Genomic DNA, 10,886 nt, shown 5'->3' with positions numbered 1-10,886 from the left:
TCCGCCCTCGGCTTCCGCAACCTCACCAACTACATCGCCAGATCACTGCTCGAAGCCGGCGGCTTCAGGCCACTGCTACACCCTCAATTGCGATGAGCCCGATTGTGAGCACAAGACGGCCCCCATCGATGAGGCTGGAGAGTATTTCGCGGTAGGAACGCCAGCCATGCGAGATCATCGCATCAACTATGCGGAAGCGAGGCGCATTTCTCGCGAAACATTCGAAGCATGGACACGTCGACTCTCTCCACGGGCGGGCGATCTTCTGTTCGCTCGCGAAGCACCTGTCGGTCCGGTCGTTCGTCTTCCAGACGTCGCGAACGTCGCCCCAGGTCAGCGCACTGTCCTGCTGCGGCCGGACCCTGATGTCGTCGACAGCAAATTCCTCTACTACGCACTTACCGCGCCTGCTGCTCAGGCAGGGCTGCTGGTCAAAGCGGAGGGATCCACGGTCCACCACCTGAATGTGCCGGACATTCGTTCGTTCGAGGTCTGGGTTCCATCGCTCCGCGAACAGCAGGCGATCGCCGAGATACTGGGCGCCCTCGACGACAAGATCGCCGCCAACACCGCCCTCGCCGCCACAGTTATACAGCTCGCTTCAACCGATTTCGCCGCGACCGTGCGCCACGTGGCGTGGGGCCCAAGGTTCGAAGAGATCGCGGACATTAGTGGCGGAGGAACCCCAAGCACGAAGAACCCTGCACTCTGGGACGGTGATATCTGGTGGGCGACTCCGACGGACATGACTGCTCTCGTGGGGCCGTACCTGGAGTCCACCTCCCGAAGGATTGCGCCCGCTGGCCTCGCTGCATGTAGCTCGAAGCTATTCGAGCCCGGCGCGATTCTCATGACATCGCGCGCGACTATCGGTGCGCTGGCGATCAACGGTGTCCCTACAGCACTCAACCAGGGCTTCATCGCTGTCGAACCTCACGACCCCCGCCTGCGTTGGTGGCTGTTCCACGAGATGGAGAGTCGAGTCGACGAGTTCATTTCATGGGCAAATGGGGCAACCTTCCTTGAGCTGAGCAGGGGGAATTTCAAGCGGCTTCCGGTGCGGGTCCCTGAGGAGACGGTGCTTATAGCTTTCGACTCACGGATTGCTCCACTCCACGATGCTGCCCGGGGTGCGTTGGCAGAGAATCGCACGCTCGCCGCGACGCGCGACGCGCGACGCGCTGTTGCCTGAGCTCATGTCGGGCAAGCTGCGCGTCCGTGATGCCGAAGCGCTGATTGTTCAGGCGGGCGTGTGAACGGGCACGCCTGCGCAACCTCTAGGTTCGAAGTACGAATGCACCGCCGCATCCATTTGGGGAGATTCACCGCATGACCGCTACCGCCACGCCCCCTGCCGTCCACCCGCAGAAGCCGCGATCGAGGACGCCCGGCTGGGCAAAGTTCCTGCTGGTGCTCTTCGTGATCCTGGCTATCGCCGCAGCGGCCGTGGGTGGGCTCTGGGTCGGAAGATCGTTCGGCGCGAGCGAGCAGCGTGAGATCCAGGTCATCAAGTCTGTCGAACTGCAAGAGCAGGTCGTGCTTGTTCGATCGGCCATCGCCGATCTGAAGCCCAAGGCCGACATCCAGGACATCAACGGCATCGCCATCCCGTGGACCGACCGCTCGGTTCTCTTGCAGTACGAGTTCGACACCATGGTCGGCATCAACGGCGAAGATGTCACGATCGCACGGACGGGCGACAACGCGTTCCGCATCGCGATCCCGAACTTCACCCTCATCGGCATCGACGAGCCCAGATATCACGTCGTGAACGAGGCGAACGGTGTTCTCAGCTTTTTGACGCCGGAGATCGACACCTTGAAGCTCACGGAAGAAGTACTCACCGACGAGGTCAAGTCAGAGCACATCGAGGGCCTCCGACCGGTGCTCGAAGTGCAGGCGAAGGACTTCTACACCAACATCATCACCGCGATCGACCCGGACGTGACTCTCGAGTTCACGTTCGCTGAGTGAGGACGATATCGACATGACTGACAACACGGACATCCCCGAAATCGACGAACAGCCCTTCCTGGACGCGACAGCTGAAGCGAAGTCGAAGTTCGGGCGCTTCAACCTCGCGATCATCGGGAGCTCCGGCGTCGGCAAGTCCTCGCTCGTCAACGCCGTGTTTGGCCGGGACTGGGCGAAGGTCGGCAAAGGCCTGCCCGTGACCCGGGGAGTCCAGTACTTCAACGATGACTCGCTCGGAATCTGGGACGTCGAAGGCTTCGAGATCGGTTCGCAGGTGCCACCCGCAGAGCAGTTGCGAGTTCACCTCGACACGATCTCGAAGAGCCCGAAGCTGCAGCAGATCTCGGTCGTCTGGTACTGCGTCAAGGCCAACGACGACCGGCTGACTCCGGCGGACATCGCGATGATCCGCGAGCTCGACGCGCAAAGTCTTCCGGTCATCCTGGTGTTGACCAAGGTCGATTGGATCAAGAACCCCATCACCGGTCAGCACGGCGTGGCCAAGGGTGTGGAGAAGTTCGTCGAATGGCTCAACGAGCCCGTCGACCCGCAGACCGATCTGCCGATCCCCGCAGCGTGATCCTCACCTCCACGCAGGACAAGCACGGGAAGGGCAAAGGGCATGGTCTCGGTGAGCTCGTCGCGGAAACCCTCGCCCTTTCGCCGGACAACGAGAAAGACGCGTTTCGCATCGCACAACGACTCAACCTCCCCTGGAAGCGAGAACTCGCCCGGCCCGTCATCGCCGCTGCAACGACTGCGGCAGCAGGTGCCGCAGCTGTCCCGGTTCCGATTGCCGATGCCGCGATCCTGGCGCCGATCCAGCTCGGGATGATGGCGCGCATCGCCACGATCTACGACCTGGAGATCAAGACCATGATGTCCGCCGGTGCTCTCGCCCAAGTTGGAGCGCAGCTCGCCGGGCGCGCCCTCGCGAGCAGCATGCTCAAGCTGATCCCAGGCGCTGGCAGCGTCATGAACGCCGGCGTCGCCGGCGCGCTCACCGCCGCGACCGGCGAGGGGTGGATGCGCCTGTGCGAGCAGGTCCACACCGGAAAGCTCGACGTCGACAAGGTGAGCAACTCCTGGTCGGACTTCGTCCCGGGCTTCCTCGACGTCGTCCGCAAGATGGCCGAGCAGAAGCTCACCAAGTAGCCGACCGAGAGGACCCAGCCAGATGTCATTCGCTGTCGTCGACTTCGAGACCACCGGCATCCTGCCGTCGTACCACCACCGGGTCGTCGAGATCGGCGTCACGCACGTCGAGGACGACGGGACGATCTCGTTTCGGTGGGAGACGCTGATCAACCCCGAGCGTGATCTCGGGCCGCAGCGTATCCACGGCATTCATGCGGCGGACGTGCTCGACGCACCTACGTTCAGCGACGTCGCGGCCGAGTTCGCCGAGCTGCTGCAGGGCCGTGTCTTCGCGGCGCACAACGCCTCGTTCGACCTGCGTTTCCTGCAGGCAGAGTTCGAGCGCGCCGGCTATTGGCTCGGCGGCGGAACGCCGCATGTCTGCAAGATGACTCTCGGCTCGAGGTTCGGGCTCGGCGGGTCATATTCCCTGTCGCACGCCTGCACCACTTACGGCATCGATATCGGACACGCGCACAGCGCGGGCGCCGACTCGTTCGCCGCCGCGCGACTGCTGGCGGCTTTCCACGCTCAGAGCAACACGCGGCCTGAGTGGCTGGACTACAGGCAGCAGGCCGCGGAGTCTGGCCGCGCCTACAGCTATCCCCCCCGGACGCCGGACCGGCGTCGCGGTGAAAGTTCGAAGTGATGTCGGCGCGGCGCCAGTGAGCTTTCTCGAGCGGATCTCGACCGACGCTCAACGACCGCGCGTCGAGGGCGCCGGAGCCCAATACGTCGCTCTGCTCGACCGTTGCCTGATCGACGGCTTGATCTCGGTGAGCGAAGGGGCCCAGCTCGCTGAAGTCGCGACCGAGCTCGGGCTGACCCGTGACGCCGTTGATGAGATCCACCGCGACTACTTCGTCGAGCTCGAACGCCGGGCCTGGGCGGACGGCATCCTGACCGAGGACGAGCGCGCCACGCTCCGTGACGTCGGTGCGCTTCTGGGGCTCGACGACGAGGCTGTCGCCGCTGCGGTGGATGACGTCGATCCGGTCGCGGGCACGGGTCAGGCCGCGTCGGCGATCGAGCTGTCGCCCGGGGATCTCGTAGTGCTTACGGGAGAGATGCTGCGCGAACGGAGCGAGTGGGAGGCGGACTTGCGCGAGCGCGGGTTCGTGCCGCAACCGTCAGTAACCAAGAAGGTCAAACTCGTCGTCGCAGCAGATCCCGACTCGTTGTCGGGCAAGGCGAAGAAGGCCCGCGACTACGGCATCCCCATCGTCGGAGAAGAGTGGCTGGCCACCATCGTCTTTCCAAAACAGCACGAAGAAGTAAGGTAGTCACGATTTCTCTTACTTCTTCGCGAGCGCTTCGAAAGGGATGACCTGGTGCGAACCGAGCTTTACGTGAGCACGCGATTTGGCGAGCTCACAACGAACCCGACCGGCGCATGGACGCATCCCTACTTCCTCCCCGCCGCGATCCCTCGAGCCCTTCAACTTTCGCCGGAGTCGATGGCGGCCGTGTCGCGGGCCGACATCGCGCTCGGGCGACTCTCGGGGCTGGCGATGCTCATCAACGATCCTGAACTGTTGCTGGGTCCCTCGATGGCGCAGGAAGCTCTCTCGAGTTCTCGTATCGAAGGAACGCAGGCGTCACTCAGCGACGTTCTCAGCGCGGAGAGCTCGGACGAGCCGATCGAGGATGAGAACCTGCGCGAGGTCAACAACTACCTGGATGCGGCTGCCCAGGGCAGGGCACTTCTCGAGAAATGGCCCCTGACGCAGCGGTTCTTCTGCGCGTTGCATGCCACGTTGTTGGCGAACGTCCGTGGCGAGGAGAAGTTCCCTGGGGAACTACGCAGGTCGCCCGTCTGGATCGGTTCGCCCAATGCGCGCCCCGAAACGGCGCGATTCATCCCGCCACATCAAGACAGGATCGGCGACCTCTTGGCGGACTGGGAAAGATTCGTCAACGAGCCTTCGACGATGCCCCCCGTCTTGCGCGCTGCGCTCATGCATTATCAGTTCGAGACCATCCATCCGTTCCTCGATGGCAATGGCCGAATAGGTCGGCTGCTGATCGGCTTCATGCTCGTCGCAGACGGCGTTCTCAGGGCCCCGATCCTGCCGATCTCGGGCTACTTCGAGAGGAATCGTGACGCCTACTACGACCGCTTGCAGGCAGTTCGCGAACGTGGCGAGATTGAGGAGTGGGTGCAGTTCTTCTGCGAGGGGGTCGAACAGCAAGCGAACCAGGCAGCCGCCCGCATCCGAGCGCTCGTGGAGATACGGGAGCGGTATCGGCGGGAGGCCATCGGCGATCGATCGGCACTCAGCTCGGTGATCGACCTGATCTTCCGCAACCCGGTCGTCACGGTCGCGACGGTCATGCGGCATGCCGGGGTCAGCAGGCCCGCAGGCTCAGCCGCGCTTCGACGGGCGGAGGAGCGCGGCTGGGTGCGATCCGCCGGCAGGTGGGGGCGCGGGGGGCGCGAGCGCTGGATCGCCACGGAAGTGTGGGCTGCGGTGTCGAGTGAAGACGCGTTCGGCGAGAGCGTCTAGGGAGGACGGCAAACCATGACAGCACTGTCGGAGGCCGACTGGGAGAACGACGCTCTCGAAACGCTCGCCGAGCCGTTGGGGTGGCGACCGGCGAAGGGCGATGAAGTCGCACCCGGGAGCGGTGAGCGCGACACGTGGGACGACCTGCTGATCCGTCCGCGTCTGCTCGACGCGCTGCGCCGACTCAACCCCGCCGTGCCCGGCGAGTATCTGCAGCAAGCGGTCGCGGAGATCGCCGCGCCGAAGTCGCAGGACGCGATCACCGAGAACCACCGCATCCACCAGTACCTCGTCAGCGGATATCCGTTGAGCTACATCGACACCGACGGTATCGAACAGAACCCGCGGCTCCGACTGCTCGGCACCGACCCGTCCGACAATGACTGGCTCGCCGTCAACCAGCTGACGCTCCGGCGCGGTGACCTCCACCGACGCCTCGACATCGTGCTGTTCCTCAACGGGATGCCGCTCGTCATCGTCGAACTGAAGCGTGCCGGCGCGGCATCCACCGGCGTTGCCCCGGCGCATGCGCAGCTGCAGACGTATCTGCGCGAGTTCCCTATGGTGTTCCGCTTCTGCGTACTCACGCTCGCGACCGACGGCATCGGTGCGAAGTACGGCACGCCCTTCACGCCGCTGAACCACTTCGCGCCCTGGAACGTCGACGATGACGGCAAACCGCTCGCACAGCCGCGGATCGAGGACGGTGTGTCGGTCGAGCCGATCGACGACGCTCTCAACGGCCTGTTCAATCAGGAGCGGTTCCTCCAGCTCGTGCGCAACTTCACGGCGTTCGACGAGAACGCCGACGGCCTCACGAAGCGCATCGCGAAGCCGCACCAGTACTTCGCGGTGGCGAAGGCGGTCGGCAGCACCGTGCAGGCCGTCGAGACCAACGGCAAGGCCGGTGTCGTGTGGCACACGCAGGGCTCGGGCAAGTCGATGGAGATGGAGCTGTACGCGAACCTCGTATCGCGGCATCCGAAACTCAAGAACCCCACCGTCGTCGTCGTGACCGACCGCACGGAACTTGATGGGCAGCTGTTCCAGACGTTCGACCAGAGTCTGCTCCTCGCCGAGAAGCCCGTCCAGGTGCGCGAACGCGCCCAACTGCGCGACGAGCTGCGCAACCGTGTCACCGGTGGCATCTACTTCACGACGCTGCAGAAGTTCGGGCTCACCGAGGCGGAGAAGGCCTCGGGCACGCAGCATCCCCTGCTCACCGACCGGCGCAACGTGATCGTCGTCGTCGATGAAGCGCACCGCAGCCACTACGACGACCTCGACGGCTACGCCCGTCACCTGCGCGATGCGCTGCCGAACGCGACGCTCATCGCCTTCACCGGTACGCCGATCTCGTTCGCGGAGCGCGATACGCGCGCAGTGTTCGGCGACTACATCGACATCTACGACCTCACACGGGCGGTCGACGATGGCGCGACCGTCCCTGTGTACTTCGAGCCGCGGCTCATCAAGGTGTCGTTCGCCGAAGGTGCGAGCGAGGACGATATCGATCGTGCCGCCGACGAATACACCGTCGGGCTGGATGACACAGAGCGGGCGCGGCTCGAGGCCTCCGTCGCCGTCGTCAACGCCGTCTACGGCGCGCCGGAGCGCATCGAGACGCTCGCGGCCGACCTCGTGCGGCACTGGGAAGAGCGGCGTGAGCGGATGAAGCCTTTCCTCGCGTCCCCCGGCAAGGCACTCATTGTTGGCGGCACACGTGAGATCTGCGCGCGACTGTACGCGGAGATCGTCCGTCTGCGGCCCGACTGGCACTCCGACGCGCTGGATTCCGGCAAGATCAAGGTCGTCTACTCGGGGTCGGCATCCGACCAGCCGCCCGTCAGCGACCACGTGCGCCGAGACTCCGAGAACAAGGCGATCAAGGCGCGGTTGAAGGATGCCGACGACGAGCTCGAACTGGTCATCGTCAAGGACATGATGCTGACCGGCTTCGACGCGCCGCCGCTGCACACGCTCTACCTCGACCGACCCCTCAAGGGTGCCCTGTTGATGCAGACGCTTGCGCGCGTGAACCGCACGTTCAGGGGAAAGGAGGACGGGCTGCTCGTCGCGTACGCGCCGCTCGCCGACAACCTCGCGAACGCTCTTGCGGAGTACACGACATCGGATCAGGAGAACAAGCCCGTCGGCCGAGACGTCGACGAAGCGGTCGCTATCGCGATTGAGATCGTCGCTGAGATCCGCGAGATGCTCGCCGCCTGTGATTGGCGAGCGATCGTCGCGCGCGGCGGCTCTCGCGCCTGGCGGACGGCAGCAACGACCGCAACCAACTTCCTGCGAGACGCCGCGAATCCGCTGAACGACCCTGAGCTCGGCAACGACCGTCTGTCGGCGCGGTACCGCACCGCGACCGGTCAGCTGGCTCGGGCGTGGGCACTCGCGTCTGGCCGTGACGGACTCGCTGAACTGCACGAAGAGATCGCCTTCTACGAAGAGGTTCGCGTCTGGATGGCGAAGTTCGACGCCGCTGAACGACAGGCCCGCGACGAACCGGTTCCCGAGGAGATCTCGCGCCTCCTCGGATCGCTCGTCGCCGAGTCCATCGCTCCCGGGGAAGTTCTCGACATCTATGACGCGGCCGGGCTTCCGCGGCTGGCGCTCGACAACCTCGGCCCTGACTTCCTCGCCAAGGCGCAGGCGGCGCCGAACGCGCATCTCGCGATCGAGGCGCTGCGCAAGTCGCTGACGGATGCCGGCGCGAGAGCGACACGCGGAAACCTTGTTCGCCAACGGGCGTTCTCGGAGCGGATCGCCGAGATCATGAACCGCTACACGAACCAGCAACTGACCTCCGCTGAGGTGATCGCGGAATTGGTGGCGCTTGCGAAGGAGGTCGCCGCCGAGGCGTCGCGCGGCACGCGCTTCTCCCCACCGCTCTCTAGTGACGAGCTGGCGTTCTACGACGCCGTCGCCACCAACGAGTCGGCGGTCGATGTGCAGGGCGAGGATGTGCTTGCGCAGATCGCCCGGGAGCTCGTCGCTGTGATGCGCCGTGACGTCCGCACCGACTGGACCGTTCGCGATGACGTGCGCGCAAAGCTGCGGTCGTCGATCAAGCGGCTACTCGTGAAATACAAGTACCCGCCCGACAAGCAACCCGAGGCGATCAAGCTCGTCATGGACCAGATGGAATCGATGGCTCCGCGGTATGCGGACGAACGCGGGTGACCAGAGTTGACATTCTGATAGACCCAGAGTGCGCGTCGACCGCTGGTCGCCAATCGTCACAGAAAGGCAAAGCAGTTGAGTGAATCCACGACGAGCTTCACGGCGAGTTCGGTCGGACTCCTGAACCTCCTCAAGTCCGGTCACGATGGGCGCTTGCAGCTGCCCGACTTTCAGCGGAGTTGGGTGTGGGATGAGGAACGCATACGCAGCCTCATAGCTTCGGTGTCCCGAGGGTTTCCCGTTGGTGCCGTGATGACGCTCAAGACGGGTGGTGCTGTCGAGTTCAGGCCACGTGTGTTGGAGGGAGCTCCGCTTGAGGCAGGGGAGAAGAGTCCTGAGTCACTCCTGCTTGACGGTCAACAGCGGCTGACATCGCTGTACCAGGTGCTGATGCGAAATGAGGTGGTCCAGACCATCACCCCGCGTCGCCAACGAGTCAAGCGGTGGTTCTACCTCGACATCGAGAAGTGCCTGGACGAAACGGTCGACCGAGATGAGGCGGTCGTCAGCGTCCCTGAAGATCGCCGCTTCACGTCTGATTTCGGGCGCGTGGTCGAGCAGGATCTATCTACGCAGGAGTTGGAGTTCGAGCAGGGCATGTTCCCGCTCAGCGCCGTTGTCGGCTGGGCTGACTGGAACCAGGCGTTCGTCACCTGGGCGATGAAGCATGATGACTTCCAGGACCGGTTCCGCCGGGTGAACCAGTTTTATGAGCGGATAGTCAAGAACTTCACCGAGTATCTCGTCCCGGTCATTGAACTCGCTGCAGCCACGAGCAAGGAGGCCGTATGCGTCGTGTTCGAGAAGGTCAACACCGGCGGAAAGCCGCTTGACGCCTTTGAACTCATCACCGCGATGTATGCCGCGGATGGCTACGAACTGCGAAAGGACTGGTACGGGGGCGAGGGCGTCGAGGGTAGGCATGAGCGCTTTCGCTCAGCACTGAAGCTCCCTTCGGCCTCCGAAGGAGTACTCGCCGGGGTGGGGAACACAGATTTCCTTCAAGCGATCTCACTCTTTTACACCCGCGATGTCAGGGCTCGCGCAGTCGATGAAGGCAAGAGCGGGAAGGAGCTGCCGAAGATATCGGCCACTCGCCAGTCGCTGCTTGATCTGCCTCTGGAAGCGTACTTGCGCTACCAGTCGAAGGTTGAAGCGGGATTCCTCGAGGCAGCGAAGTTCCTCGTGCGCCTCGGGATTTATCGGGTGAAGGATCTGCCCTATCAGACTCAGGTCGTTCCGCTGGCCGCAATCTTGGCTGAGCTCGGAGCGGAAGCTGACTCTCCCGCGGCGATCGAGAAGGTTCGCAGATGGTACTGGAACGGGGTCTTTGGGGAGCTCTATGGTTCGTCCACGGAGACCCGGGTTGCCCGTGACTTCGTCGAGGTCGTTGCGTGGGCTCGAGGCGGCGAGCTCCCCACGACCGTGCACGACGCCACGGTCCGTGCAGACCGTCTGCAAACAATGCGAATGCGGGTCTCTGCTGCGTACAAAGGCGTCAACGCTCTCCTCATGCACGAGGGAGCGAAGGACTTTCGTTCGGGGCAGGCGTTCTCGCAGACAATATTCTTCGACGAGAACGTCGACATTCACCACATCTTCCCCCAGGAGTGGTGCAAGAAGCAGGGCATCGACAGGAACGTCTATGACTCGATCATCAACAAGACGCCCCTTGCTGCGAGAACGAACCGCATTATTGGCGGAGTCGCGCCATCTGAGTACGTCAGCCGCATCGAGAGGGAGAACACGGAGCTCGCCCCTGCCGCCCTCGATGAACGTCTGCGATCGCACCTCATTGATCCCGGGCTTCTGCGCGCGGACGACTTCTGGGAGTTCATGACGGCGCGACAGAACGCCCTCGTCGAGGTGATCGAGAAAGCCATCGGCAAGCCTGTCATCGTCACGGGCGAGGCCGAGGACGGCGAACAGATAGACGAAGACCCGACAGAAATTGACCTGCTGGGTTCAGAAGCGATCTAGGGCGTGTTGATCAAGAAGGTGCGGGGTGGCCAGCCGCCGCGAGTTGCGCGGGAGAATGGGCGTGTGAAGATCCAGGTGCTGCATATCGAGGAT

9 protein-coding genes are annotated in these 10,886 nt (G+C 63.7%); all 9 read left to right on the top strand.

Annotated elements, in window-relative coordinates:
* Positions 1-166 precede the first annotated feature (166 nt).
* Complete coding sequence (locus tag ABS64_RS00960; RefSeq protein ID WP_292680152.1) at positions 167-1,192, top strand: restriction endonuclease subunit S; 1,026 nt, start codon at positions 167-169, stop codon at positions 1,190-1,192.
* Positions 1,193-1,329: 137 nt separating this feature from the next.
* Positions 1,330-1,974 (top strand): hypothetical protein, encoded by a 645-nt coding sequence (locus ABS64_RS00955; protein WP_288119198.1) that lies wholly within the window; start codon positions 1,330-1,332, stop codon positions 1,972-1,974.
* A 13-nt stretch (positions 1,975-1,987) separates the two neighbouring features.
* Positions 1,988-2,554 carry a GTPase gene (locus ABS64_RS00950; RefSeq protein ID WP_292680149.1) on the top strand — a complete coding sequence of 189 codons (567 nt, stop codon included), beginning with the start codon at positions 1,988-1,990 and terminating at the stop codon, positions 2,552-2,554.
* Entirely contained in the window at positions 2,551-3,129 is a 579-nt protein-coding gene (locus tag ABS64_RS00945) for a DUF697 domain-containing protein (RefSeq protein ID WP_292680147.1), read from the top strand. Before ABS64_RS00950 ends, ABS64_RS00945 begins: the two co-directional genes overlap by 4 nt.
* Positions 3,130-3,151: 22 nt before the next feature.
* Complete coding sequence (locus tag ABS64_RS00940) at positions 3,152-3,760, top strand: 3'-5' exonuclease (RefSeq protein ID WP_292680145.1); 609 nt, start codon at positions 3,152-3,154, stop codon at positions 3,758-3,760.
* Between the two features lie 16 nt (positions 3,761-3,776).
* Positions 3,777-4,394, top strand: a complete 618-nt coding sequence (locus ABS64_RS00935; protein WP_292680144.1) for a BRCT domain-containing protein — start codon at positions 3,777-3,779, stop codon at positions 4,392-4,394.
* Between the two features lie 48 nt (positions 4,395-4,442).
* Positions 4,443-5,618, top strand: a complete 1,176-nt coding sequence (locus ABS64_RS00930; protein ID WP_292680142.1) for a Fic family protein — start codon at positions 4,443-4,445, stop codon at positions 5,616-5,618.
* A gap of 15 nt (positions 5,619-5,633) precedes the next feature.
* Positions 5,634-8,813: a type I restriction endonuclease subunit R gene (locus ABS64_RS00925; RefSeq protein WP_292680140.1), complete on the top strand. Its 3,180-nt coding sequence runs from the start codon at positions 5,634-5,636 to the stop codon at positions 8,811-8,813.
* 75 nt (positions 8,814-8,888) lie between these two features.
* Positions 8,889-10,793, top strand: coding sequence for a DUF262 domain-containing protein (locus tag ABS64_RS00920; protein ID WP_288119188.1), 1,905 nt, complete (start codon positions 8,889-8,891; stop codon positions 10,791-10,793).
* The last annotated feature ends 93 nt before the right edge of the window (positions 10,794-10,886 follow it).

It is taken from the genome of Microbacterium sp. SCN 69-37 (genome assembly GCF_001724435.1).
GTDB lineage: Bacteria > Actinomycetota > Actinomycetes > Actinomycetales > Microbacteriaceae > Microbacterium > Microbacterium laevaniformans.
Note: the sequence above shows the minus strand (reverse complement) of the source record. Positions and strands in the feature narration are given on the sequence as shown.